Raw genomic sequence first — 25,268 nt, forward strand, 5'->3', positions numbered from 1 at the left:
ATCTCGGGACCATCGGCGTTCTATCCTCTGGACCGACAAAAATCGAGGAATGCATTCATGAAACTGACCTGGTACGGCCATTCGGCCTTCCGTATCGAAACCGGCGACTCCAAGATCCTCATCGACCCCTATTTGATCGGCAATCCGTCCTGGACGGGTGGCTGGGAAGGGCCGGCCGAAGGAATCACGCATGTTCTGCTGACGCATGGACACAACGACCACATCAGCGGCGCGCTGGAAGTGCTCGGCAAGAGCGGCGCCCAGCTGGTCGCCAATTTCGAGATCTGCATGTATCTGGTCGGCAAGGGCGCCGACGGTAGCAAGATCAATCCCGGCAACATCGGCGGCACGGTCGATTGCGGGGGCTTCACCACCACCTTCGTCCAGGCGCTGCACTCATCCTCGTTTGGCGAAGACGGCGGCAAGAACGTCTATCTCGGCAATCCGGGCGGGCTGGTTCTGCATTTCCCGGAAGACCGGACGCTCTACCATATGGGCGATACCGACATCTTTTCCGACATGGCGCTGATCAACGAACTGCATGAGCCGAAGATCGGCATCGTGCCGATCGGCGACCGCTTCACCATGGGCGGTGCGGTGGCGGCACTCGCCTGCCGCCGCTTCTTCAAGTTCGACACAGTCGTTCCCTGCCACTTCGGCACGTTTCCGATGATCGATCCGACGCCTGAGAAATTCGAGGATGGCCTGGAAGGATCCGGTGTTAAGGTCGCATTGCCTAGGATTGGCGAGACGATTACGATCTAGAAATAGCTAAAGCGGCACAAAACCATGGCGTTGCGGCAAACTCTTTTCATTTCGATGTTTGCCGCGGCGTCGCCCGCGTTGGCCGCGGATGACTTTATCGAAGGCGTCTATCTGCAGTCCGAGGAGCTTTGTGCGCAGGCCAAAAAGGATACGCTGCAGACGCTGATCGACGCCGGCAACATCGTGTTGTCGGCGCATGGTCTGCAAGGCGTCGAATACAATTGCGAGTTCGTTCAAATCAGCAAGGCGACACGCTCGCCAAGCTGGGCGGTGACGGCGATCTGCCAGGAGCCGGGCTATGTCTTTCCGGACGTCCTCTCGGTGACGCAAATGAACCCGACGCAGGTCGATCTCGTATCGGTCCGGCCCATCGATGACGAAAGCGAGGCGAGCGGTAACAGCGGCAGCTACTATCTGTGCGAGGGCGTTGCCCTGCCATGACGATGATGCGGCGCATCAGGTCGCTTTTCCGCCGTGAACGGCTGGTGTTCCCAAAACTGGAACTGCACGTCGCGCATGGCTGCAATCTGTCTTGCGACAGCTGTTCGCACTACTCCAATCATGGCCATTCCGGCACCGTCTCGCTTGAGGAGGCGGACCGCTGGATGGGGCTGTGGAGCCGGCGCATAGATGTTGTCTGGTTCTCCATCCTGGGCGGAGAGCCCACCATCCACCCGGAGCTGCCGTCCTTCGTCGCGCTGGTCCGGCGGCACTGGCCTGGTGCCCGCATAGAGATCGTCAGCAACGGCTTTTTCCTGCACCGTCATCCGACATTGCCGGCGATTCTCGCCGCCGATGGCAACACCCAATTGAGTGTTTCGGTTCATCACGCCTCCGAAGAGTACCAGGAAAAGTTGAAACCGGTCTTCGCTCTCCTGGAGGCGTGGCGCCGGGAACACGGGATATATGTTCAGATCCGCCCATCAGACAAGAATTGGACCCGTCGATACGAAGGCTTCGGCGACGCCATGTTGCCGTTCGCGGATGGCGACCAGCGCTCCAGTTGGGAAATCTGTCCGGCCCGCGAATGCAAGCAACTCCATGCCGGGCAGATCTGGAAGTGCGCGCCTCTCGCCTATCTGCCGATGCAGAAAGCAAAGTACCGCCTGTCCGACAAGTGGGATCCCTATCTGGCATATCGACCGCTTGAGCCAGGCTGTTCCACGGCGAAATTGCGAGCCTTTGCCGCGCTGGAAGACGAGGGCGCATGCAGCATGTGTTCGTCAAGCAAGCGATTGTTCGAGTTGCCCAACCCGCTGCGCCGCCCCAAGGACCGGGCCAGCATCGCTGCATAGGCTTGCTATGATGCATGTTGCGCACCGCGCGTGGCGCCGCTATAGCCCGGACTGGTTTTTCCCCGAGGCAAATACATGTCCGTTGATCTTCAGACTGTGAAGCGCGTCGCGCGTCTTGCCCGCATTGCGGTGAGCGAGGAAGATGCAGAACGCATGACCGGCGAGCTGAACGCCATACTGGGCTTCGTCGAGCAGTTGAACGAGGTCGATGTATCCGGCGTCGAGCCGATGACCTCGGTGACGCCGATGGAGATGAAGAAACGCCAAGACGTCGTCACCGACGGCAACAAGGCGGCCGACATCGTCGCCAATGCACCGGCGACCGAAGAGAATTTCTTCCTCGTGCCGAAGGTCGTGGAGTAGCGGGCCGATGGCAATCGAGATCGCCATCGAGACGCCGCTGCAGGACGATGTGCGCGGCCTGGTCAAGGAACTCAACGAGACCTTGCTCGAATTGACGCCGCCGGAGCATTGTTACCACCTGACGGTCGAGCAGATGGCAGGCCGGGACACGACCGTTTTCATCGCCCGCGACAATGGCATCGCCATTGGTTGTGGCGCGCTGAAGCGCCACGATGATGCCATTGGCGAGGTCAAGCGCATGTATACGCGGCCTTCGCATCGCGGCCGCAAGATCGGCGCCAGCATCGTCGAGCGAGTCGAGGCGCTGGCGCGGCAGGAAGGACTGAAGCGGCTGGTGCTGGAGACGGGCGACCGCCATCCCGCTGCCTGGGCCGTCTACGAACGTGCCGGGTTCTCGCGCTGCGGACCGGTTCTGGATTATCCCGATTCCGAGTGGTCGGTTTTTTACGAAAAGAGCCTTTGATGAGCGACCTGACCCACCTGACGATTTCGCAGGCCCGCGCCAAGCTGCGCGGCAAGGAAATCACCGCGACCGAGATCACCGAGGCCTATCTCTCGGCGATCGATCGCGCCAATCCGGCGCTCAATGCCTATGTCGCGGTGACCGGCGACAGAGCACGCGACATGGCCAAGGCGTCCGACGCCAGGCTGGTCAAGGGCGAGGGCGGTGCTCTGGAAGGCATTCCGCTGGGCATCAAGGATCTGTTCGGCACCGAAGGTGTCCATACCCAGGCCTGCAGCCATGTGCTCGACGGCTTCAAGCCGCGCTACGAATCGACTGTTACCGCCAATCTGTGGGCCGACGGTGCTGTCATGCTCGGCAAGCTCAACATGGATGAGTTCGCCATGGGCTCGTCCAACGAAACGTCCTATTACGGCCCGGTCATCAACCCGTGGCGGCGCTCGCGCCTCGACACGGTGGTGATGCCAACGACGCATCAGGGCGACGGCGGCTTCGTCTCGTCCGGTGGCACGAAAACCCAGCGCAGCCTGGACAATGCACAGCTGGTGCCGGGCGGTTCTTCCGGCGGTTCGGCGACCGCCGTCTCGGCCTTTTTGTGCGCCGGCGCGACAGCGACCGATACGGGCGGTTCGATCCGCCAGCCAGCCGCTTTCACCGGCACTGTCGGCATCAAGCCCACCTATGGCCGCTGCTCGCGTTGGGGCATCGTCGCCTTCGCCTCGTCGCTCGACCAGGCCGGCCCGATCGCGCGCGACGTGCGCGACGCCGCGATCATGCTCAAATCCATGGCCTCGGTCGATCCGAAGGACACGACCTCGGTCGACCGGCCGGTGCCGGACTATGAGGCGGCGATCGGCAAGCCGATCAAGGGCATGAAGGTCGGCATTCCCAAGGAATACCGCGTCGACGGCATGCCCGAAGAGATCGAGGCGCTTTGGCAGAAGGGCATTGCCTGGCTCAAGGATGCCGGTGCCGAGATCGTCGATATCTCGCTGCCGCACACCAAATACGCGCTGCCGGCCTATTATATCGTGGCGCCGGCCGAAGCGTCGTCCAACCTGGCGCGCTATGACGGCGTCCGCTATGGGCTGCGCGTGCCGGGCAAGGACATCGTCGAGATGTATGAGAAGACCCGTGCCGCCGGTTTCGGCCGCGAGGTCAAGCGCCGCATCATGATCGGCACCTATGTGCTGTCGGCCGGCTATTACGACGCCTACTATCTGCAGGCGCAGAAGGTGCGCAACCTGATCAAGCGCGACTTCGAGAACGTCTTTGCCGCCGGCGTCGATGTCATCCTGACCCCGGCGACGCCGTCCGCCGCCTTCGGCATCGCCGACGAGGATATGGCGGCCGACCCGGTCAAGATGTACCTCAACGACATTTTCACGGTCACCGTGAACATGGCCGGCCTGCCGGGCATCGCCGTGCCCGCCGGCCTCGACCCCAAGGGGCTGCCGCTCGGCCTGCAGTTGATCGGCAGGCCGTTCGAGGAAGAAACGCTGTTCCAGACCGCCGCCGTCATCGAGCAGGCGGCCGGCACATTTCAGCCGGAGAAGTGGTGGTAAGGGTATCGCTCGTCTGAAAGGGTGAGCAATGTTCTACTATCTTTCCAAGGTGTTCTGGTTCTTCATCCAGCCGCTCAACCTGACGATCTTCCTGCTTCTGGCGGGGTTGATTGCCGGGCTGATCGGCCGCCGGCGGTTGGCCGTCACCGGCAGCGTGTTCGCGTTCCTGATTCTTGCGCTGTCGGCCTGGACGTCGCTCGGCGCCATAGTGCTCAACCCGCTTGAGGAGCGTTTTCCACGGCCGCCGCTGCCGCAAAAGGTCGACGGCATCGTCGTGCTCGGCGGCGGGTTCGAGGGCGGGATCAATTTGGTCCGCGGCGGCTATGAATTGAGCAGCGGCGGCGATCGCATGGTCGAGACCGCAATCCTCGCCCGGCGCTTCCCGCAGGCCAAGGTGGTTGTATCCGGTGGAAACGGCTCGCTTTTCCTCGATGGCGAGGGAGACGCCGACACCGCACCCCGGCTGCTCGTCCCGCTCGGTGTATCGGCCGATCGACTTGTCCTTGAGGACAAGTCCCGCAACACCTATGAAAATGCGGTCTTCAGCCGCAAACTCGTCGAACCGAAGCCGGGCGAGACCTGGCTGCTGGTGACCTCCGCCTTCCATATGCCGCGGGCCAAGGCGCTGTTCGACAAGGCTGGTTTTCCAACCGTCCCATGGCCGGTCGACTATCGCACCTCGGGCGAGGAAGGTGTCGGCTTGTTTCGCGACAATGCGGCCGATTCACTAGAGAATACGACCATGGCGATCCGCGAATGGATCGGGCTTTTCGCCTATTGGCTTTCGGGCCGTATCGATCAGCCTTTTCCGGCACCTGGCGGCTGACCGATGACGGCGCGCCGCGCCGCGGAGAAGAACTGGCGTCGCACCAGCACGGCCAGCAGCAGAAACGTCGACAGCACGAAGACCAAGGGATCAACGAACCAGCCGAGATAGCCGATCGAGAAGAACACGCCGCGCAGGCCGGAGTTGAAATGCTTGCCGGCCAGCATGTTCATTTGCGTCGCGCGCCACACCGCCGTTTCCGTGACCGGATTACGCGAGGCTTCGCCATGCGGGATCGGCACGGCGCCGATCAGGATCGAGCAATAGTTGAACAGCCGGTAGGCCCAGCCGAATTTGAAGAAGGAAAACGCCAGGATCAGCACCAATCCCAGCACCTTGATCTGAAAGGCCGAGCGCGACGGCGCGCCGCCGAGCGGCAGATTGCTCAGCACTTCAAGCACCCGGTCGGACGCGCCGAGCAAGGCAAAGCAGCCGCCGAGCGCGATCAGCGAGCTGGAGGCGAAGAAGGCAGTTCCCTGCTGCAGGCCGCTCATGATGGCGGTGTCGACGATGCGGATTTCGCGCTCGGCCATTGTGCGCATCCAGGCCTCGCGCTGCGCATTCATGGCTGTCGTCAGCGACACCCGGCTGACCAGCATGCCGTCGGAAGCCAGCGTGTGCAGCAGCCACGCCATCAGGAAGAGGGCCAACGCCCCGAGATCGGCCGTAGACAGATAGGAGGAATCACCCATGGGCTGAATTTACCACATCCGGCGCGGTCACTTCGATGGCAGACTCCCGGCGAACGACAGCAATGTCGCTGCCGGAGCAAACAAGGTCGGCAGGTGCTGCGCCGCGATTGCCAAAAGAGCGGAAACATCCGGGGAATTCCTATATGTAGTCCCCGACGCGACTCCAGGAGACAACGTGTTCCTTTCGGTTTTCGACCTGTTCAAGATCGGCATCGGCCCCTCCAGTTCGCACACGATGGGGCCGATGACGGCCGCCGCCCGCTTCCTGGACGAGATCCTCAATGGCGACTGGCCGCGACCGGCCGGTGTCGCGGTGGATCGCGTCGGCGCCAGCCTGCACGGGTCGCTCGCCTATACCGGCATTGGCCATGGTTCGGACCGCGCCGTGGTGCTTGGTCTTGCCGGCCTGACACCGCAGACCGTCGACCCGGATCAGGCCGATGGGATTTCTGGCCGCATCGCTGCTGAAAAGCGCCTTTCGCCGCCCGGCCATCCATCCTATCGCTTCGACCCGGCGACTGATCTGGTGCTCGACCGCAAGACGCCGCTCACGGGTCACGCCAACGGCATGGCGTTCTATGCCTACGATGCCGGCGACCGCCTGCTGCTCAAGCGCATCTACTATTCGATCGGCGGCGGCTTCGTGGTTTCGGAAGAAGAGCTGCAGCGCATGAAGGCCAAGGGGTCGGTGACGACCGAAGGCAAGAAAGTGCCGTATCCCTTCAAGAACGCCGTCCAGATGCTGAAGATGGCGAGCGAGAGCGGTCTTTCCATTGCCGAGATGAAGCGCGTCAACGAGGAAACGCAGATGTCGCGCGAGGAGCTCGACGCCGGCCTCGACGCCATCTGGGGGGCGATGAAGAGCTGCATCGACCGCGGCCTGTCGCAGGACGGCATCATGCCGGGCGGGCTGAAGGTGCGCCGCCGCGCGCGCATGCTGCACGACAAGCTGCAGGAGCAGTGGCAGCAGAACAAACCCAATCCGTTGCTCGCCAATGACTGGCTGTCGATCTACGCCATGGCGGTCAATGAGGAGAATGCCGCCGGCGGCCGCGTCGTCACTGCGCCGACCAACGGCGCCGCCGGCACGCTGCCGGCAGTGCTGCGCTACTGGCTGCATTTCCACCCCGAGGCCGATCAGCCGAGCATCCGCGACTTCCTGCTGACGGCCGCCGCCGTCGGCGGCATCATCAAGACCAATGCCTCGATTTCGGGTGCCGAGGTAGGCTGTCAGGGCGAAGTCGGTTCCGCCTCGGCAATGGCCGCGGCCGGGCTGTGCGCCGTCATGGGCGGCACGCCCATGCAGGTCGAGAATGCCGCCGAAATCGCGCTCGAACACCATCTCGGCATGACCTGCGACCCGGTCGGCGGGCTGGTCCAGGTACCGTGCATCGAGCGCAATGCACTCGGCGCGGTCAAGGCGGTGACCGCCGCGTCACTGGCGATCAAAGGCGACGGCGTCCACTTCGTGCCGCTCGACGCGGCGATCGAGACGATGCGCCAGACCGGCCTCGACATGAACGAGAAGTACAAGGAAACCAGCCTTGGCGGGCTCGCCGTCAATGTCGTGGAGTGCTGAGGGGCTGGCCTAAACCGGCACTGTGGAGAAGTCCGTCAGGCCGTTGACGTCGCGGCGCTCCGGACTAACCTTAGCGGATGGCTCTCAATCTGCTAAAACTGTGCGTCGGCTGCGACAGCGTCGAGGATCTTGAGGAATGGATCGAGTTCCGTCTCGACGAACGGCGCCGCGCCGGTGAACCGGCCGAACACTGGCACACCACCCGCATGGTGCCGACGCGTGGCGCCGAGATCACCGATGGCGGCTCGCTCTACTGGGTGGTCAAGGGCAACGTGCAATGCCGCCAGTTGATCACCGAGATTCGGCCGTTCATCGATGACGAAGGCATCGGCCGCTGCCATCTGATGCTCGATCCGCAGGTCGTTCGCACCGACTGGCAGCCGCGCCGGGCTTTTCAGGGCTGGCGCTACCTGAAACCGTCCGATGCACCAGTTGATCTCGGCAAGGGCAAGGCCGGGCTGGTCGAAATGCCGCCCAAACTCAGGCGCGAGCTTGCCGATCTCGGCTTGCTGTAGGTTATCGCGCAGAAGCGTTGCCTGTTCCGGCGTGGGCCTTTCCTGGCCCTCCATCTTGCTTCGCACTGGACTTGCAAGCAGCGCGGCAACGCCACATCTTGAAATTCATGCGCGATGAAAGCTGTCGAACTCGACAGAGAATCGCGGCGTTGGCGGACCCAGCTCGCACGACAGACCTCTTCCTGTCCAAGCGAAGGCCATGATTCCGGCGCAGAAAAAGTGTTTGATGAAATGACGCGGCTGTCCAGGCGGGCAGGGAATCCGCGGGGCGGTGGGAAATGTTAGGCGCAATTATCGTCCTGGTCGCATTGCTGCTGGTGTTGCTGATCGCAGCCGCGGCGTTTCTTCGCGCCGATCCCGCCAGTCTGGCGAGCACAACCAGAACTCTGGGGCCGATCCTGTTGGCGCTGGTGGGCGGCGCCGTGCTTCTGGTTGGTCGAAGCGGAATCGGCGGCGTCATCCTGTTCGTGGCAATAGGCTGGTATTTCGCCACGCGTACGAACCGGCCTGATGTCAGCTTGGCGCCGGGAAAACGCTCAACGGTGCGGACGGCAGCACTCGAAATGGAGCTGGATCACAATACGGGCGGCCTCGAAGGGCTGGTTCTGGCCGGCCGCCATGACGGCAAGATGCTTGGCGCGATGGGCCTTGCGGAGTTGCAGCATCTGTACCGCGAGCTCTCCGGCGATGCGGAGAGCCGCCAACTGCTAGAGACGTATCTTGACGGCAGATTTCCCGTCTGGCGCAAAAACACTGAGACGAACGGTGGCAAAGGGCTGGGTGTTACGCCAGGTCCGGGCGCCATGACTAAGGAGGAGGCCTACAAGGTCCTTGGTCTTGAAGCGGGGGCCGCCGCGGCGGATGTCCGCAAGGCGCACCGCCGCCTGATGCAGCGCCTGCACCCCGATATCGGCGGCACGTCTTTCCTGGCGGCGCGAATCAACGAAGCCAAGGACGTCTTGCTCTCCAATCACAACTAGTCTCCTTCGACGCAAAAAATTTCCGGGAGATCGCTTCCACGCCGTCCTATTGCTGGACGGCGTAGCACTCGATTTTCTTCTTCTTCAAAGCGGTACAGGCCTTCCAGGCGGCGTCCTTCGAACCGAAGCCGCCGAAGCGGGCGCGGTAATAGGTGACCCCATCCTTGTCGAAGGCGACGGTGAAGCCTGAAGCATCCGCCAGCACCTTGGGCGCCTGCTTGGTGGTCTTGTCGAGAAATGCCTGGGCTTCCGACTGTTTCGGCGAGGAGGCGACCTGGATGGCCCAGCCCGACGGCACCGACGCGGTGTTGACCGGATCGACAGTTGGCGTCGGCTCGACTGCCGGCGGCGTCGGCTCGGCATAGGCAGCCACGACCTGTGCGGTGGCGACCTTCGGCGCAGCGACGATGACGGTCTTCACCTTCTTTGCCGGGACAACCAGCTTGGGTGCTTCGGCCTCGGCGCTCTCTTCATCATCACCCTGCGCAACAGTCGCGTCTTCGGCAACGGCTGTGTCGTCGGCGCTGGCCACCGCCTCCGGCTTGTCGTCCGGGGTCGGTGCGTCGTGCTTGGGCAGGAGAACCTTGGCAAGCGCCTTGATCGGATTGCTGCTGCTGCTGTCAGCCTTGGCAACCAGATCGCCACCGCCGCGGGTCGAGGCCCTCGGCATGTAGGTGTTGATCAGATTCGCCATCTGGTTGTCGCGGCTGCCGCCCGACGTGCCGCCCATGACAACGGCGACGAGCCGGCGGTTGCCGTCATTAACCGACGAGACGAGATTGAAGCCCGAGGCGCGGGTGTAACCTGTCTTGATGCCGTCGACGCCCTTGATGCGTCCGAGCAGCCGGTTATGGCCGTTGATGCGCTGGCGGCCATAGAGAAAGGAGCGCTGCGAGAAATAGCCGTAGTACTGGGGAAAATGCTCCCGCAGCGCGATGCCGAGCGTGGCCATGTCGCGTGCGGTGGTGAACTGGCCGGGGTCGGGCAGGCCGTTGGCGTTGCGGAAGACTGTGCCGTTCATGCCGAGCTGGCGCGCCTTCGCGGTCATCATGCGGGCAAACGTGGGTTCATCGCCGCCGAGCATCTCACCGAGCGCGGTGGCCGAATCGTTGGCCGACTTGGTGACGATCGACAGGATCGCGGTCTCGACCGAGACCGAACCGCCCGGCTTGACGCCGAGTTTCGTTGGCGCTTCGGCGGAGGCATGAGCCGAAAACACGACCTGTGAATTCCTGCTGATCTTGCCCTTCGCCATCGCTTCGAAGGTCAGATAAAGCGTCATCATTTTGGTCAGCGACGCCGGATAGCGCCTGCCATTGGCATCCGCGGAGTACAGCACCTTGCCGGTCTTGGCGTCCACGACAATGGCCGCCGGCCGCGCTGCCAGCGACGAGGCAACGTCTGCGCATACGAAGGTCAACGCCAAGGCGAAGACCATGATCGCTTTGAGGGGGAGGTGGATTTGGAAACGATGCCCAACAACGCCTGACGCACTGGTATTTCCCTTGAATTCTTCGTTGCCTTGGAGGCGGCAAAGGGGTCCTGCCTCACTTCCAGCCAAGCTAGCCGGGCAGCGTTACCAATCCGTTTATGGTAACCGCCGCGTTCACCATTTTCTTCGGGCTTGAAACGCACTTTATTTGATTTTTAGCCATTGCCTGCGCAGGCGGGCTCCGCACGCCGGCGAAATATTGACTTTTGTGCGTCGCACAATATACTCTAGTGCATTGCACAAGGGCGCCCCGAAGAAGGACGCCTCAACCGTCAAGGGAATCGTGAAATGACCCAGACCTATGAGGACTTCAGCAAATACGGCAAGGACTTCGCCGATACCGGTTTGAAGAGCTTCGCTTCGCTGTCCAAGGGCGCTCAGGCGATCGCCACCGAGGCCGGTGAGTACACCAAGAAGAGCTTTGAGGCCGGCAGCGCCGCTGTCGAGAAGCTGTTTTCGGCCAAGTCGCTGGACAAAGCGATCGAGATTCAGTCCGACTACGCCAAGCAGTCCTACGAGGCATTCGTCGCCGAGGCCACCAAGATTGGCGACCTCTATGCCGAACTCGCCAAGGAAGCCTACAAGCCGTTCGAATCGATCGTTGCCAAGGCGAAGTAATTTCGCCTAGGCGAAGTGATCTTCGCCTGACAATTCCAAATCCGGCCCTTTAGGGCCCGGACAAAACCCGGTCGCGGAAGCGCGGCCGGGTTTTTTCATGTCAATTTCCCATCAGGAACCGCGTAGCGCTTCACGATTGCGAAAATCAGCCAAGTTTGGGCACCTAGCCATATTGTCAGCTAACCAGAAGGGCTTAAAATCGTCCATCGAACACCTACATGTCGAACTCGCATGGGGATTCGAAAGAGGCAGGATTACGTGACGATCGGTTTGACTGCCACGAGACAAGTGGCGCGGATGGCAAACGGCGGCGGCGACGGCAATGAGGCCGGCCGCGGGACCGCCGTCATCACGCGCACCAAAACCAAAACCAAGAAGCCCAGCCTTTACCGGGTCCTCATCCTCAACGACGACTACACTCCGATGGAGTTCGTGGTTCACGTGCTGGAACGCTTTTTCCAGAAGGACCGCGAAGCCGCCACACGCATCATGCTTCATGTTCACAATCATGGAGTGGGCGAGTGCGGGGTCTATACATTCGAGGTGGCCGAGACCAAAGTGTCTCAGGTCATGGATTTCGCCCGACAGAATCAGCATCCGCTGCAATGCGTGATGGAGAAGAAGTGAGGTAACATGCCGGCTTTCTCCCAAGGCCTGGAAAAGGCGCTTCACCAGGCGCTGACGCTCGCCAACGAGCGGCACCACGAATACGCAACCCTTGAACATCTGCTGCTCGCGTTGATCGACGACACCGAGGCGGCCGCCGTCATGCGCGCCTGCAACGTCGATCTCGACGAGCTGAAGCACACTGTTCTCACCTATATCGACACCGAGCTCGACAATCTGGTCACCGGCTACGACGAGGATTCCAAGCCGACCGCCGGCTTCCAGCGCGTCATCCAGCGCGCGGTGATCCATGTGCAGTCGTCGGGCCGTGAGGAAGTGTCGGGCGCCAACGTGCTCGTCGCCATCTTCGCCGAGCGTGAGAGCCACGCCGCCTATTTCCTGCAGGAACAGCAGATGACCCGCTACGACGCGGTCAACTACATCTCGCACGGCATCGCCAAGCGCCCCGGCGCTTCGGAAACGCGCTCGCCGCGCGGCGCCGATGACGAGCAGGGCGGCCAGAACGGCGCCGAGCCGCAGGAGGAGGGTGGCAAGAAGAAGCAGCAGCAGGATGCGCTGACCGCTTATTGCGTCAACCTCAACAACAAGGCCAAGGCCGGCAAGATCGATCCGCTGATCGGTCGTGAGACGGAGATCAACCGCACCATCCAGGTGCTGTGCCGCCGCTCCAAGAACAACCCGCTCTATGTCGGTGATCCCGGCGTCGGCAAGACGGCAATTGCCGAGGGCCTCGCCAAGCGCATCGTCGAGGGCGATGTTCCCGAAGTGCTGCACAACGCCACCATCTTCGCGCTCGACATGGGCACGCTGCTGGCCGGCACGCGCTACCGCGGTGATTTCGAGGAACGGCTGAAGCAGGTCGTCAAGGAACTCGAGGACTATCCGGGCGCCGTTCTGTTCATCGACGAGATCCATACGGTGATCGGTGCGGGTGCCACGTCAGGCGGCGCCATGGATGCGTCGAACCTGTTGAAGCCGGCTTTGTCGTCGGGTGCGATCCGCTGCATTGGCTCGACCACCTACAAGGAGTTCCGCCAGTTCTTCGAAAAGGACCGCGCTTTGGTGCGGCGCTTCCAGAAGATCGACGTCAACGAGCCGACCATCGAGGACGCGATCGAGATCATGAAGGGTCTCAAGCCCTATTATGAGGAATTCCACAAGGTGAAGTTCACCAACGAGGCGATCAAGGCTTCGGTGGAACTGTCGGCGCGCTATATCAACGACCGCAAGCTGCCGGACAAGGCGATCGACGTGATCGACGAGACCGGCGCCTCGCAGATGCTGGTGCCGGAAGCAAAGCGCAAGAAGACCATTGGCATCAAGGAGATCGAAGCCACGATCGCCACCATGGCGCGTATCCCGCCGAAGACGGTTTCGGCCGATGACGAGAAGGTGCTGCAGGGCCTCGATATCGAGCTGAAGCGCGTCGTCTATGGCCAGGACACCGCCATCACCGCGCTGACCTCGGCGATCAAGCTGGCACGCGCCGGCCTGCGCGAACCGGAAAAACCGATCGGCTCTTACCTGTTCTCCGGTCCGACCGGCGTCGGCAAGACCGAAGTCGCCAAGCAATTGGCTGCCTCGCTCGGCGTCGAGCTGATCCGCTTCGACATGTCGGAATATATGGAACGCCACACCGTTTCGCGGCTGATCGGCGCGCCTCCCGGCTATGTCGGCTTCGACCAGGGCGGCCTGTTGACCGACGGTGTCGACCAGCATCCGCACTGTGTGCTGTTGCTCGACGAGGTCGAGAAGGCACATCCGGACCTGTTCAACATCCTGTTGCAGGTGATGGACCACGGCAAGCTGACCGACCATAACGGCAAGCAGATCGACTTCCGCAATGTCATCCTGATCATGACCACCAATGCGGGCGCATCCGATGCGCAGCGCGCGGCGATCGGTTTTGGTTCGACCAAGCGCGAAGGCGACGACGTCGAGGCGATCAACCGGCTGTTCACGCCGGAGTTCCGCAACCGTCTCGATGCGATCATCCCGTTCGGCTCGCTGCCGGTGCCGGTCATCCATCAGGTGGTGCAGAAGTTCGTCATGCAGCTCGAGGCGCAGCTCTCCGAGCGTGGCGTCACCTTCGACCTGTCGCCGGATGCGATCGCCTGGCTCGCCGACAAGGGCTATGACGAGCGCATGGGCGCGCGGCCGCTCGGCCGTGTGATCCAGGAGCACATCAAGAAGCCGCTGGCGGACGAGGTGCTGTTCGGCAAGCTCAAGAAGGGCGGCACGGTGCGCGTCACCGTCGAGAAGAAGGAAACCGGCGAGACCGGCCTGAAGCTCGAATCGCTGGCCGACGAGGCACCGGTGAAGCCGAAGAAGGAAGAGCCGGAAGACGCGCCGAAGCCGCCCAAGGCCGTGGCGGCAAAGAAGCCTGCCGCCAAGAAGCTTGTGGCGCAGAAGCCCGAGCCCAAGGGCAAGGATGGCGGCAAGCGCAGCCTGGTCCCGCAACTGCCCCGCAAGGGCTGATCGGCACTCACTCGAAAGAAGCCCCGGCAACGGGGCTTTTTTCATTTGGACAATGGGGTGGCTATGTCAGGCCAGATCATCATCCTCAACGGCGCGCCGCGATCGGGGAAGTCGAGCATCGCTCGAGCCATTCAGGAAAGCTTCGATGGTCCATGGATGAACCTGGGCGTCGACAGCTATGAGCAGATCACGCCGCCGCAACTTCGTCCGGGAATAGGGTTGCGCCCTGGCGGCGAACGCCCTGACCTCGAGGTTTTTGTGCCACGTTTATACGCCGCCCTCTACGAATCGATCGCGGCGCACAGCCGGCTGGGCCTGAACGTCGTAACCGATGTCGGCCATCACGACGCCTATTCGAAGCCTCTCGATTGCCTGGCCGACTGCGCGCGCCGTCTCGCCGGCCTGCCGGTGCTGCTTGTCGGCGTGCGCTGTCCGATTGAGATCATTATGGAAAGGCGAGCCGCCAGCGAGGCGGGCAGGGGTTATGTCACCGGCTCTTCAGACGATCCCGTACCTTTGCCGGTCCGCCTGTGGCAGGAAGCGGTGCACCGGCCGGGCCTATACGATCTCGATGTCGACACCTCGGTCCTCAGCCCTGAGCAGTGCGTGCAAGCGATCCACCAGCGGCTGATGCGAACTGGCGCCCATCCGAGCGCGATCGACCGGCTGGCTCAAACCGCCGCCTAAACCTTCTTCCAATCCGCGAAACGTGCGGGTCAGCTTCCGAGCGCCGCCCGTATCTTCTCGGCGTTCCCAGCCAGCACTTCGGGCTTCTCCATACCACCGCTATGCGGCTTCAGCGGCACGCCCTCGAAGCGAGGGATGACATGGACGTGCAGGTGATAGACGGTCTGCCCTGAGGCCGGCTCGTTGAACTGCAGGATGGTGACGCCGTCGGCACTGAGCGCCTTCTTCACTGCCAGTCCCACTTTCTGGACGACCGTGAAAAGCGGGCCGAAGGTCGATGGATCGGCGTCGAGCAGATTGCGCGACGGCGCCTTTGGCACCACCAGCGTGTGGCCCGGTCCTTGCGGCATCACGTCCATGAAGGCGACGACGGCGTCGTCTTCGTAAACGCGGTGCGAAGGAATTTCTCCACGCAGGATCTTGGCGAAGATGTTGTCGGTGTCATAGGCGGTTTCAGCCATGGCGAACACTCCGGATTGTGCCTCGCCGTCTCGTGTAGCGAAGCTCTTCTGGAGCGGCAAGACGATGTAGCGCGATCAGGCGAGATCGACCATGCCGGCTTCGACAAGAGCGCGATGGAAGCGTCTTTTGCGCGACGACGTGCTGTCGAAATAAGGTGCGGCGCAATCCGTCAACAAGGCGGCCCGCGTGGCAAACACCGGATCGAGTGGAAGCCCGGCGGCTAGCAAGGTCAGCGTCGACAGGAAAGCGCAATCGAGGACCGGCGGAGCCGCAAGATCGTCCGGCAACCGGCAGTTCACGGCCTCGACGGCATAGAATGTCTGGCGCAACGCCGGGTCGGAAGGCCGCAGCCCGGTAAGCGCCGTGGTGAATGACGGCTGATGGTCGCCATAGCGCACGACGATTGCCGGCTGGCCGTTCAACAGGATTTCGAGCCGTCTGCGAAAGGCCGCATAGGCTGCCACGCTCTCGGCCAGCCGCACGGCATATTCGCCATAGAACGGAACGCCGGTTGCCGCGACGGCCTCGCGGCGGACTTGCGCATGACGCTCGATCGGAAAGATGCGGCGGCGGTGGTCGCCATGGTTCATCAGTGTCGCGATCGAAAGGAAGCACGGTCTGCCGGCGGCGACGCGGTTCGAAAGCTGGTCGAGCGCGTGGTCGTAGAGCTGTTCGTCGTGATTCTCCCGCTTCCAGCGTTCGCCGTCGAACGGCGGCGGCAAGGTCTCGGCATAGTTGACCTCGTCAAACCCGACCGATTGGTAGAATCGGCCACAATTGACGAAGGAAGGCCGGTCGCAGCTGATATGGGACACGGTGTAGCCGATGCCGCCCAGCACGGAGGGAAGCGTATGCCGCACGCGTCCGCTCAGAAGATGATAGACGTAGCGGCTGTCATTGCCGAACGAGAGCGACGAGAGACCCGTCAGCACCGAAAACTCGGTCTGCAGCGTGCTGCCGCCGAAGACGTCGACATGCAGCACGCCTGAGAGGGCGTCGGGCGGTGTGAAGAAACGCTTGGACACGTCATCGATCGCTATGCCGAGCCGCCTCGGGTCGAATGTCGATTCATGCAGGATCATAATGATGTGTGGCGGTCGTTCATGCGCCGGTCGGCTTGCCGGCACCGGCGCCAAGAGCGGCAACGCTTCCGGATCGATGTCGACGAAAGCCGGGCGCCGCGACGGCCCCGCGCCGAACCATGAGGCGACAAAGGCGGAAAGGTGAAACCGGCCGTCGGTCAGATGGCGAAAGCGAAACCGCTGCGGGCCGCCGCTTACCCAAAGGACGCAAAGATAAACAAAGGCCGCGGCGCTGAACACGGCAAGGCGCTGCGGCAGCGGCATCGCCGGTTCGGCCAGCATCCGTGCCAGGACAGCTAATCCCAGGACGATGGCGATCATGGCCGCGAGGGCAGGGATCGTCACACGCGCATGATCGGCCAGCACACCGCGAAAACTGCTTGCCGCGAGATGATAGATGTCACCGGCGAGGAAATTGAAGCCGAGATAGCGATGCTTCAGTTTGGAGACGATGCCGATGATCGCCGTCAGCATCAGCGCCGCCCACAAGGCGACGATATTGCCCGGAAACAGGAGATGCGCGAGGCCGAAAAGCAGAAAGAAGGTCGCGAAGCCGAGAGGCCAAGCCGTGCGCCTGCCTTCAAGCCAGGCAACCAAAGTCGGCGCAGCCACGAGCCCCGCCGCACCGAGCCATTGCCCGACACCCAGAGATGCCAAACCCTGCATGTTTCCCCCAGGGCGCTTGCGCACCCATGTCCCGGGGCATGATTTAGCGGATTCCGGTGGGGCGGTAAACAGCGTCAGCAGGCACGCCAAAAGCCTGCTATTCCTCGAGATCCTTGCGGAACGGCGTGTGCTCTTCCAGATATTCGCCCATCCGCTCCACCTCGCGCCGCTCGCGCTTGAGGTAGTCCGCGACCGCATTGCGCAGGCCGGGGTGCGAAATGTAGTGGGCGGAATGCATGGTCACCGGCCTGTAGCCGCGCGCCAGCTTGTGCTCTCCCTGAGCGCCCGCCTCGACCACCTTCAGCTTGCGTTCGATGGCGAAGTCGATGGCCTGGTGGTAGCAGACCTCGAAATGCAGGAAGGGGTGATCCTCGATGCAGCCCCAGTTGCGGCCATAGAGCGCGTCGGAGCCAATGAAGTTGATGGCGCCGGCCACGTAGCGCCCGTTGCGTTTGGCCATCACCAGCAGAATGTCATCCGCCATGCGTTCGCCGATCAGCGAGAAAAACTGCCGGTTCAGATACGGACGGCCCCATTTGCGGCTGCCGGTATCCATGTAGAAGGCGAAGAAATCATCCCAGGCCTTCTCGGTCAGGTCCTTGCCGGTCAGCCAGTCGATGGTGATGCCTGGGGCGAGCGCCTCGCGCCGTTCCTTCTTCATCGCCTTGCGCTTGCGCGAGGCAAGCGTGGCGAGAAAGTCGTCATAGGTCGAAAAGCCTTCGTTGAAGAAGTGGAATTGCTGGTCGGTGCGATGCAGGAAGCCTGCGGCTTCCAGCGTTGCTACGTCGCTTTCCTGCGCGAAGGTGACATGCGCCGAGGATACGCCGAGCTTGTCGGTCACCATCTTTAGACCGGCGGCAAGCCCGGCCTTTACCGCATCCGGATCCTCGCCTTTGCCGACCAGGAGGCGAGGGCCGGTGACCGGCGTGAACGGCACAGCGCATTGCAGTTTCGGATAATAGCGGCCGCCGGCGCGCTCGAAGGCATCCGACCAGCCATGGTCGAACACATATTCGCCCTGGCTGTGCGACTTGAGATAGCAGGGGACGGCACCCAGCAGCCTGCCTTGCGCCGTCTCCAGCCGCAAATGATGTCCCTGCCAGCCGGTGCGCCGCACGGCGCAGCCGGAATCTTCCAGTGCACTCAAAAAAGCGAATGAAACGAGCGGGTTATAGCCATTTTCAGCATCACCGCGCGTGGTGCCGGCAAAGCCGTTCCACTCGTCGCAGGTGAACGCGCCGATGCCCGCGGCGATGCGGATCGAGTAGTCCGCATTTGCCGTTTGTCCGTCGCCATCGTCGCCCTGATCCATCAGGCTTATTTAAGCTCCATCCGGGCCGCTACAAGTCACGTTTGAGGCACCCGCTCATGCGACTTTGACCAGATCGGGTTCGAACCCTTCGAATGTCATCTGATCGGCATATTTGAAGGTCAGGTCGATCGCGGGCTGATCATGCACCGTCCAGGTGATGACAGGCATTTTGAGCTTTTCACGCACGAAGCTGACGAACGGATTCGGCAGGTCGCCGGCGGCGTAGGAAGTGAAGGAGAGCTCATGCGCCAGCATGGAAAAATGTGCTTCGATCAGCTTGAGGTCCTTGCCGTAGGCGGTCAAGCCAGCGGGAATGCCGGGCGCATGTCTCGGGAAATCGCGGATCAACCAGTGATCGAACGACATGATCGCCGCCTTGCCCTTGTAGCGCTTGAGCATCTTGCCGACGCGCGCAACCAGGCCTTCGTCACGGCCGGGAATCCCTTTCAGTTCGACGACCATGGGCACGCGGCCATCGACGAGGTCGAGCGCCTCCTGCAGCGTCGGCAAGCGGTCGGATGTGCCGCCAACCTTGAGCGCGGTCAGTTCGGCCGCGCTGCGCTGCCAGACGAAGCCGTCCTGTCCGGTCAGTCTTTTCAGGTCGTCATCATGGATGATGACGGGAACGCCGTCCGACGACAGATGCACGTCGCATTCGATGGCGTAGTCCCGTTCGGCCGCCGCAGTGAAGGCGGACAGCGTGTTTTCCCAGCGCGTCTTGTTCATGTCGTGAAAGCCGCGATGGGCAACGGGCCGGGCAGTCAGCCAGGAGATGTTGGTCATGTCAGGCTTCGCTCATTCGACTTCGAAGATCGCTTCGATTTCCACTGCGGCATTAAGCGGCAGGGAGGCGGTGCCGACGGCGGAGCGGGCATGCTTGCCACGCTCGCCAAGGGCAGCGACCAGGAAATCCGAGGCGCCGTTGGCAACCAGATGCTGTTCGACAAAGTCCGTAGCCGAGGCGACGAAGACGGTGATCTTCACCAGGCGGCGGATTTTCTCGAGGTCACCGAGTGCCGCCTTGGCCTGCGCCAGAATGTTGATCGCGCAGTATTTTGCCGCGTCCTTGCCGGTGGCGGTATCGACATCGCGGCCAAGCAGGCCGCTCGCCTGCAGCTTGCCGTCCTTGAGCGGCAATTGCCCGGCGGTGAACAGCAGATTGCCTGACCTGCAATAGGGCACGTAGTTGGCGGCGGGTGCGGCGGCGGCGGGAAGCGTCACGCCGAGATCACTTAGCCGCTTTTCGATTGTTTCACTCATTGCTTTTCCCTATTGCTGGAAGGCGCCGCGCTGGCGGGGCCGAAATTGCTATTTTTGCCTCGCTTCCGCCACGACTTTTTTTAAGCTGGACCATCTTTCCCTGCGGCCTGCCATCAGCCGCGACGATCGGAGTACCTCATGCGCGCAGCGCGCCTCGCATTCCACGCCGTCCTGTTGTCGGCGGTCTTGCCGATAGTCCCCGCCTTCGCCGTGCCGGCGCTGCAGGCGCATCGCGCCGTGTATGACCTCACCCTCAACAAGGCCTCCGACCGCTCCGGCATAACAGGCATATCCGGTCGCATGGTCTATGAGTTCAACGGCTCGGCCTGCGAAGGCTATACGGTGAAGTTCCGTTTCGTGACCCAGATCGTCACCAATGACAATACGCGACTGACCGACCAGCAGACGACGACTTTCGAGGACGCCGAAGGCAAGACCTTTTCGTTCGTGACCAAATCCTTTGTCGACCAGAACCTCGACAAGGAGGTCAAGGGTATCGCCACGAAAGACACGAAAGGGCTCAAGGTCGATATCGACAAGCCCGAGAAGAACAGCCTGGAACTCGCCGCCACTCAGTTTCCGACCCAGCATCTGGTCGAGCTGATCGGCAAGGCCGAGAAAGGCGAGAATTTCTATCAGACGAACCTGTTCGACGGCTCGGAAGACGCCAACAAGGTGATGACGACCACTGTCGTCGTCGGCAAGAAGACCGAAGCCGACAAGGCCGATCCAGAGGCTCCGGCGCTGGCGAAGCTCGCAACCGACAAATACTGGCCGGTCGACATCGCCTATTTCGACGACAGCGCCCAGAACGGCGAAGAAGTGCCGGAGTACCGGATCAGCTTCAAGCTGCATGAGAACGGCATCACCCGCGATCTCACCATGGACTATGGCGACTTCTCGATGACCGGCAAACTGGTCAACCTCTCGCTGTTCGACCAGACAAAGCCTTGCCCGGTATCGAAATAGCGGGGTTGCGCAATTGAGCTGATCGCGGCGGGCTTGATGGCAGTCTACGTCGATGCGGCGATCTGGAAGTGGGCCGGCCATCGCTGGTGCCACCTGATGGCCGACGACACCGACGAGTTGCATCGTTTCGCCGCAGCACTTGGCATCAAGCGTTCATCCTACCAGGGACCGCCCAAGACATCGGCACCGCACTATGACATAACCGGCTTCGAGCGCGACCGCGCGGTGCGGCTCGGCGCCATCGAATGCAGCCGCGAGGAGATCGTCGCGATCTTCCGGCGCGTGCGGGTGCCCAACGGAAAGGCCAAGCGATGACCCCAACGGCATTTCTGGCCTATTGCGCCGCCGTCACGCTCGCTGCCGCCACGCCCGGGCCAGCGATGTTCGCGGTCATCACCAATGGCGTGTCGCGCGGTTTCCTTCGCGCCTTCATGGCCGGCGTCGGGGTCGCCGCGGGCGATGCCGTGCTGGTTACTCTGGCGCTGCTCGGGCTGGTGGCGCTTGCCCAGACCTTCGAATGGATCTTTCTCCTGCTGAAATATGCCGGTGCTGCCTATCTGGTCTTTCTCGGCATCAGGATGTGGCGGGCATCAGTCACGCAATCGAATGAGCCGCGGACGGCCGAGGCGAGATTGTCCCGGTCCTTCTTCCTTGGCGCGTCCATCGCACTGGGAAACCCCAAGGCGATCCTGTTCCATGCCTCGATCATGCCGCTGATCCTCAACCTCGACACGCTGACGTTTGTCGATGGCCTGCTGGTGGTGGCCGCCGTCATCAGCGTCAATATCCTCACAATGGGCGTCTATGCAGCAGTTGCGGGCCGGGCTTCGAGCTGGTTCAGGACGCCGAAGCGCATGCGGCTGATGAACAGGTTTGCCGGCAGCGCTATGATCGGCACCGGAGCGCTGATTGCCGCACGCTGAGCGGTAAAACGCCGCCGCGCTTGCGTTTGTCGCACTTCCCCTCTATATGCCCGCTCATTCCACACACGGACTTTGGTGTCTGCCCGGGAGAAATCCGGCTGAAACCTCCGGTGGCGTTCGAGGACTTCGTCCGAAAATGCCTGTGTCCGTGGAGGCTAACCGGAAAGGAAAATAAAGAATGGCTCTGCCTGATTTCAGCATGCGCCAGCTTTTGGAAGCTGGCATTCACTTCGGCCACCAGACCCACCGCTGGAACCCGAAGATGGCGCCCTACATCTATGGCGCCCGCAACAACATCCACATCATCGACCTCTCGCAGACGGTGCCTTTGCTGCACCAGGCGCTGAAGCAGGTTTCCGACACTGTTGCCAAGGGCGGCCGCGTGCTGTTCGTCGGCACCAAGCGCCAGGCGTCGGACATTGTCGCCGATGCGGCACAGCGTTCGGCTCAGTACTACGTCAATTCGCGTTGGCTCGGCGGCATGCTGACCAACTGGAAGACGATCTCGAATTCGATCCAGCGCCTGCGCAAGCTGGACGAGATGCTGGCCGGCGAGGCCCAGGGCCTCACCAAGAAGGAGCGCCTGAACCTCGATCGCGAGCGCGAGAAGCTCGACAAGGCGCTGGGCGGCATCAAGGACATGGGCTCGACGCCCGACCTGATGTTCGTGATCGACACCAACAAGGAAGCGATCGCCATCCTCGAGGCCAAGCGTCTCGGCATCCCGGTCGTCGCCATCATCGATTCGAACTGCGATCCGGACAAGATCGATTTCCCGATCCCCGGCAATGACGACGCGGCCCGCGCCATCCAGCTCTATTGCGACCTGGTCGCCAAGGCTGCGATCGACGGCATCGCCCGTCAGCAGGGCGCGCTTGGCGTCGACATCGGCGCTTCGGTCGAAGCTCCGGTCGAACCGGCGCTCGATCCGGCTCCGGCATCGGAAGCCCCCGAGGCTTGATAATCGAAGGCCGGTTTGCGGCCTTCATCTTTCTCATATTTTGGCACGCTAAACAGACGCACCATCGAACACCGATGGTGCGTCGGTGCATTCTAGACAAAGAGGCGACAATGAGCATTTCGGCTGCACAGGTCAAAGAACTCCGCGACTTGACCGGCGCGGGCATGATGGACTGCAAGGCGGCATTGACCGAGACCAACGGCAACATGGAAGAGGCCGTCGACTGGCTGCGCAAGAAGGGCATTTCGAAGGCCGACAAGAAGGCTGGCCGCACCGCGGCTGAAGGCCTGATCGGCGTCGACAATGGCGTGCGCGAAGCTGCCGTTGTCGAGGTCAATTCCGAGACCGACTTCGTTGCCCGCAACGCCGCGTTCCAGGAAATCGTCGCCAACGTTGCCAAGGTTGCTCTCGCCTATGGCACCACCGAGGCTGTTGCTGCTGCAAAATATCCGGGTTCGGACAAGTCGGTCACCGACACCATCAAGGACGCTGTCGGCACCATTGGCGAGAATTTGGGCTTCCGCCGCTCGGCCAAGCTGACGGTTCCGCACGGCGCTGTCGCGACCTATGTCCACAACGCGGTTGCCGACGGCCTTGGCAAGCTCGGCGTGCTGGTCGCGATCGAGACCACGGGTAACGAGCATGCCGCCAACGCCTTTGGCCGTCAGGTGGCCATGCATGTCGCCGCCACCAACCCGATGGCGTTGACCGCGGAGCAGATCGATCCGGCAGCCGTTGAGCGCGAGAAGGCGATCTTCTCCGATCAGGCGCGCCAGTCGGGCAAGCCGGAAGCGATCATCGAGAAGATGGTCGAGGGCCGTCTTCGCAAGTTCTACGAGGAAGTCGTGCTCCTGAAGCAGGCATTCGTGCTCAATCCCGATATCACCGTCGAGAAGGCGCTGAAGGATGCCGAGAAGGAAATCGGCGCTCCGGCCAAGATCACCGCCTATTTGCGCTTCGCCCTCGGCGAAGGCATCGAAAAGGAAGAGACCGATTTCGCGGCGGAAGTCGCTGCGGCGGTCAAGAAGTAAGCGTCTTACCGCTTTATTCCGACTGTGTTTTTCGGCCGGGTGTCTTCAGGGACGCCCGGCCGATTTCTTGCGCGGTGTCGATAAAGGCCCGCAGTTTCGGCGCCATCGCTGCCCGGCGCGGGAAGTAGAGGAAAAGGCCAGGTTCCTCGATTGCCGATTGCGGCAGGACCTGCACAAGGCGGCCGGCTGCAAGATCCGCACGCACCAGTGGCTCGAACACATAGGCAAGACCGACGCCTGCAAGCGCCAGGTCTATCGCAGCGAGTGAATCTGTGACGATGACCGTGCCCTTCGCCTCCACAACGACGTCCTTGCCGTCTTCCGTCAGATCCCAGCGATAGAGCGCACCGGAGCGAACCAGCCGGTAGCCGATGCAATTGTGGTTGGCGAGATCGGCCGCGTTGCGCGTGCGGCCACGCCGTCCGATATAGGTGGGAGAGGCGACGATGACCGCCTTGAACGGCGGCGTCAGCCGGACAGTGACCATGTCTTGCGCAATCATCTCGCCCAGCCGGATACCGGCGTCGAAACCTTCGCCGACAATGTCGATCAGCCCCTGGTCCGTCAGCAATTCAACTGTCACATCCGGATAGCGCTCGGCCATCGCCGCAACCACGGCCGTCACACCAAGCGGAATAGCGATGTTGGGAACGTTGAGCCTGAGCAGGCCCGAAGGCCGGCCCTTGATGGCGCGGATACGGTCCATCCGCTCGGCAATGTCCTGAAGGGCAGGGGCCGCCGTCTCTACCAGCGCCTTGCCGGCTTCCGTCAGCGAAACGCTGCGCGTCGTGCGCGCAAACAGCGGCTGGCCGATGCGCTCTTCGACAAGGCGCACCGCATGGCTGACGGCGGACGGACTCATACCGAGTTCAGCCGCAGCAAGCGCAAAGCCGCCGCGCCGGGCAACGGCAATGACGACAGGCAGATGGGTAAGCAGATCCCGGTCCATTCATGCATGATATCGCATAGTCTTTGCGAACAATGCAATCTTATCGATGCCGAGCCAGTGGTCCACATTGTCGCCAACACATCGGCGGCCACACAGCGGCAATCGCTGATGGCATCAAGGAGAAGAGACATGAATGCATTGAAACACGTGACATTCGCGGCAGGCATGGCGCTGGCGCCGATCGATGCCGGCGGGGCGGAGCCAACCGGCTGGCAAGCGCTCGCGGACGAACGCGCGGTCATCCGTATTGCCGATGCCATCGACCGCGCCGTCGACGCCCAGGACTGGAAACTGGCGCGCAGCTATTTCGCGGATCGGGTTACCGCCGATTTCAGCAGCCTGTCCGGGCAGCCTGCGGCCAACATCGCCTCCGACGATCTGATCGGCGCCTGGGCCGGCAATCTCAAGGGCAGCAAGACGAGCCTGCATCTGCGCACAAATCACCAGGTTGTTCTCGAGGCGGACACGGCGACTGTCCTGTCGAACGGCTATGCCTGGAACCGTATGGAAGGCAATGGCGACCCGCTCTGGGAAGTCTGGGGCACCTATGAGCATCACCTGACGCGCTCCGCCGCCGGCTGGAAGGTCGACGGCTTCGCGTTCCGCAAGACGCATGAGCGCGGCAACCTTTGGGTCAAGGCAACTCCTGGCCGGTGATGCCCCGGGCCAGTGACGCCGCGGCATTCGCCATCAAGCATTGGAAGACAA

27 protein-coding genes and 1 pseudogene are annotated in these 25,268 nt (G+C 62.2%); 20 read left to right on the top strand and 8 right to left on the bottom strand.

All coding sequences use genetic code 11. From position 1 onward, the window contains the following. Positions 1–57: 57 nt before the first annotated feature. The 7 genes from AC56QX_RS22730 to AC56QX_RS22760 all read left to right on the top strand — a co-directional run bounded on the left by AC56QX_RS22730 (position 58) and on the right by AC56QX_RS22760 (position 5,277). Positions 58–765 carry a metal-dependent hydrolase gene (locus AC56QX_RS22730; RefSeq protein ID WP_497110748.1) on the top strand — a complete coding sequence of 236 codons (708 nt, stop codon included), beginning with the start codon at positions 58–60 and terminating at the stop codon, positions 763–765. A gap of 54 nt (positions 766–819) precedes the next feature. Next, entirely contained in the window at positions 820–1,206 is a 387-nt protein-coding gene (locus AC56QX_RS22735; RefSeq protein ID WP_497117845.1) for a hypothetical protein, read from the top strand. Next, positions 1,203–2,060: a radical SAM protein gene (locus AC56QX_RS22740; protein WP_497110750.1), complete on the top strand. Its 858-nt coding sequence runs from the start codon at positions 1,203–1,205 to the stop codon at positions 2,058–2,060. Before AC56QX_RS22735 ends, AC56QX_RS22740 begins: the two co-directional genes overlap by 4 nt. A 75-nt stretch (positions 2,061–2,135) precedes the next feature. Further along, the gene (gene gatC, locus AC56QX_RS22745) at positions 2,136–2,423 is read left to right on the top strand and encodes an Asp-tRNA(Asn)/Glu-tRNA(Gln) amidotransferase subunit GatC (RefSeq protein WP_010909575.1); all 288 of its coding nucleotides are present in this window, start codon (positions 2,136–2,138) and stop codon (positions 2,421–2,423) included. A 7-nt stretch (positions 2,424–2,430) separates the two neighbouring features. Next, the gene (locus AC56QX_RS22750) at positions 2,431–2,886 is read left to right on the top strand and encodes a GNAT family N-acetyltransferase (protein WP_497110751.1); all 456 of its coding nucleotides are present in this window, start codon (positions 2,431–2,433) and stop codon (positions 2,884–2,886) included. After that, complete coding sequence (locus AC56QX_RS22755; protein ID WP_497110752.1) at positions 2,886–4,451, top strand: amidase; 1,566 nt, start codon at positions 2,886–2,888, stop codon at positions 4,449–4,451. The genes AC56QX_RS22750 and AC56QX_RS22755 overlap by 1 nt, the downstream gene beginning before the upstream one ends. Before the next feature lie 28 nt (positions 4,452–4,479). Continuing rightward, positions 4,480–5,277 carry a YdcF family protein gene (locus tag AC56QX_RS22760; RefSeq protein WP_497110753.1) on the top strand — a complete coding sequence of 266 codons (798 nt, stop codon included), beginning with the start codon at positions 4,480–4,482 and terminating at the stop codon, positions 5,275–5,277. Here AC56QX_RS22760 and AC56QX_RS22765 read toward each other — a convergent pair. Further along, positions 5,250–5,969, bottom strand: a complete 720-nt coding sequence (locus tag AC56QX_RS22765) for a DUF599 domain-containing protein (protein ID WP_497110754.1) — start codon at positions 5,967–5,969, stop codon at positions 5,250–5,252. The two genes, AC56QX_RS22760 and AC56QX_RS22765, sit on opposite strands and share 28 nt — an antisense overlap. A gap of 175 nt (positions 5,970–6,144) precedes the next feature. Here AC56QX_RS22765 and AC56QX_RS22770 point away from each other — a divergent pair, with 175 nt between their 5' ends. From AC56QX_RS22770 to AC56QX_RS22780, 3 genes are all read left to right on the top strand, one after another. Continuing rightward, entirely contained in the window at positions 6,145–7,548 is a 1,404-nt protein-coding gene (locus AC56QX_RS22770; RefSeq protein WP_497110755.1) for an L-serine ammonia-lyase, read from the top strand. A 77-nt stretch (positions 7,549–7,625) separates the two neighbouring features. Then, positions 7,626–8,063 (top strand): DUF1489 family protein, encoded by a 438-nt coding sequence (locus AC56QX_RS22775; protein ID WP_475450704.1) that lies wholly within the window; start codon positions 7,626–7,628, stop codon positions 8,061–8,063. 278 nt (positions 8,064–8,341) lie between these two features. Continuing rightward, on the top strand, positions 8,342–9,043 hold the full coding sequence (locus AC56QX_RS22780; RefSeq protein WP_497110757.1) for a DnaJ domain-containing protein: 702 nt from the start codon (positions 8,342–8,344) through the stop codon (positions 9,041–9,043). 46 nt (positions 9,044–9,089) lie between these two features. Here AC56QX_RS22780 and AC56QX_RS22785 read toward each other — a convergent pair. After that, positions 9,090–10,537: pseudogene (locus tag AC56QX_RS22785) on the bottom strand (SPOR domain-containing protein). A gap of 286 nt (positions 10,538–10,823) precedes the next feature. Between AC56QX_RS22785 and AC56QX_RS22790 the strand changes: the two are divergent. From AC56QX_RS22790 to AC56QX_RS22805, 4 genes are all read left to right on the top strand, one after another. Then, the gene (locus AC56QX_RS22790; protein ID WP_172228772.1) at positions 10,824–11,153 is read left to right on the top strand and encodes a phasin family protein; all 330 of its coding nucleotides are present in this window, start codon (positions 10,824–10,826) and stop codon (positions 11,151–11,153) included. Positions 11,154–11,450: 297 nt separating this feature from the next. Further along, positions 11,451–11,780 (top strand): ATP-dependent Clp protease adapter ClpS, encoded by a 330-nt coding sequence (gene clpS / locus AC56QX_RS22795; RefSeq protein WP_027029050.1) that lies wholly within the window; start codon positions 11,451–11,453, stop codon positions 11,778–11,780. A 6-nt stretch (positions 11,781–11,786) separates the two neighbouring features. Then, complete coding sequence (gene clpA, locus AC56QX_RS22800; RefSeq protein WP_497110759.1) at positions 11,787–14,258, top strand: ATP-dependent Clp protease ATP-binding subunit ClpA; 2,472 nt, start codon at positions 11,787–11,789, stop codon at positions 14,256–14,258. 63 nt (positions 14,259–14,321) lie between these two features. Continuing rightward, positions 14,322–14,945, top strand: a complete 624-nt coding sequence (locus AC56QX_RS22805) for a chloramphenicol phosphotransferase CPT family protein (RefSeq protein ID WP_497117847.1) — start codon at positions 14,322–14,324, stop codon at positions 14,943–14,945. Positions 14,946–14,974: 29 nt separating this feature from the next. Here the strand turns inward: AC56QX_RS22805 and AC56QX_RS22810 are convergent, their stop codons facing one another. From AC56QX_RS22810 to AC56QX_RS22830, 5 genes are all read right to left on the bottom strand, one after another. Beyond that, positions 14,975–15,406: an HIT family protein gene (locus tag AC56QX_RS22810; RefSeq protein WP_497110761.1), complete on the bottom strand. Its 432-nt coding sequence runs from the start codon at positions 15,404–15,406 to the stop codon at positions 14,975–14,977. A gap of 75 nt (positions 15,407–15,481) precedes the next feature. Beyond that, the gene (locus AC56QX_RS22815) at positions 15,482–17,155 is read right to left on the bottom strand and encodes a sulfatase-like hydrolase/transferase (RefSeq protein ID WP_497110762.1); all 1,674 of its coding nucleotides are present in this window, start codon (positions 17,153–17,155) and stop codon (positions 15,482–15,484) included. Between the two features lie 97 nt (positions 17,156–17,252). Further along, positions 17,253–18,467 carry a GNAT family N-acetyltransferase gene (locus AC56QX_RS22820; protein WP_497110763.1) on the bottom strand — a complete coding sequence of 405 codons (1,215 nt, stop codon included), beginning with the start codon at positions 18,465–18,467 and terminating at the stop codon, positions 17,253–17,255. Between the two features lie 54 nt (positions 18,468–18,521). Further along, entirely contained in the window at positions 18,522–19,250 is a 729-nt protein-coding gene (locus AC56QX_RS22825; protein ID WP_497110764.1) for a glycerophosphodiester phosphodiesterase, read from the bottom strand. A gap of 12 nt (positions 19,251–19,262) precedes the next feature. After that, positions 19,263–19,727, bottom strand: a complete 465-nt coding sequence (locus AC56QX_RS22830; protein ID WP_477440466.1) for a RidA family protein — start codon at positions 19,725–19,727, stop codon at positions 19,263–19,265. 138 nt (positions 19,728–19,865) lie between these two features. Here AC56QX_RS22830 and AC56QX_RS22835 point away from each other — a divergent pair, with 138 nt between their 5' ends. The 5 genes from AC56QX_RS22835 (at position 19,866) to tsf (ending at position 23,611) form a co-directional block, all read left to right on the top strand. After that, positions 19,866–20,696, top strand: a complete 831-nt coding sequence (locus AC56QX_RS22835) for a cell envelope integrity EipB family protein (RefSeq protein ID WP_475450713.1) — start codon at positions 19,866–19,868, stop codon at positions 20,694–20,696. 36 nt (positions 20,697–20,732) lie between these two features. After that, positions 20,733–21,011: a DUF4031 domain-containing protein gene (locus AC56QX_RS22840; RefSeq protein WP_497110766.1), complete on the top strand. Its 279-nt coding sequence runs from the start codon at positions 20,733–20,735 to the stop codon at positions 21,009–21,011. Next, positions 21,008–21,619, top strand: a complete 612-nt coding sequence (locus AC56QX_RS22845) for a LysE family translocator (protein ID WP_497110767.1) — start codon at positions 21,008–21,010, stop codon at positions 21,617–21,619. The genes AC56QX_RS22840 and AC56QX_RS22845 overlap by 4 nt, the downstream gene beginning before the upstream one ends. Positions 21,620–21,797: 178 nt before the next feature. Beyond that, positions 21,798–22,580: a 30S ribosomal protein S2 gene (gene rpsB, locus AC56QX_RS22850; RefSeq protein ID WP_258583653.1), complete on the top strand. Its 783-nt coding sequence runs from the start codon at positions 21,798–21,800 to the stop codon at positions 22,578–22,580. 110 nt (positions 22,581–22,690) lie between these two features. Further along, complete coding sequence (gene tsf, locus AC56QX_RS22855) at positions 22,691–23,611, top strand: translation elongation factor Ts (RefSeq protein WP_497110768.1); 921 nt, start codon at positions 22,691–22,693, stop codon at positions 23,609–23,611. A gap of 13 nt (positions 23,612–23,624) precedes the next feature. Here the strand turns inward: tsf and AC56QX_RS22860 are convergent, their stop codons facing one another. Beyond that, on the bottom strand, positions 23,625–24,560 hold the full coding sequence (locus AC56QX_RS22860; RefSeq protein WP_497110770.1) for a LysR family transcriptional regulator: 936 nt from the start codon (positions 24,558–24,560) through the stop codon (positions 23,625–23,627). A 129-nt stretch (positions 24,561–24,689) separates the two neighbouring features. On the opposite strand from AC56QX_RS22860, the gene AC56QX_RS22865 reads away from it, so the two are divergent. Beyond that, entirely contained in the window at positions 24,690–25,217 is a 528-nt protein-coding gene (locus AC56QX_RS22865; protein WP_497110772.1) for a nuclear transport factor 2 family protein, read from the top strand. The last annotated feature ends 51 nt before the right edge of the window (positions 25,218–25,268 follow it).

It is taken from the genome of Mesorhizobium sp. RCAM 06353 (assembly GCF_059683585.1).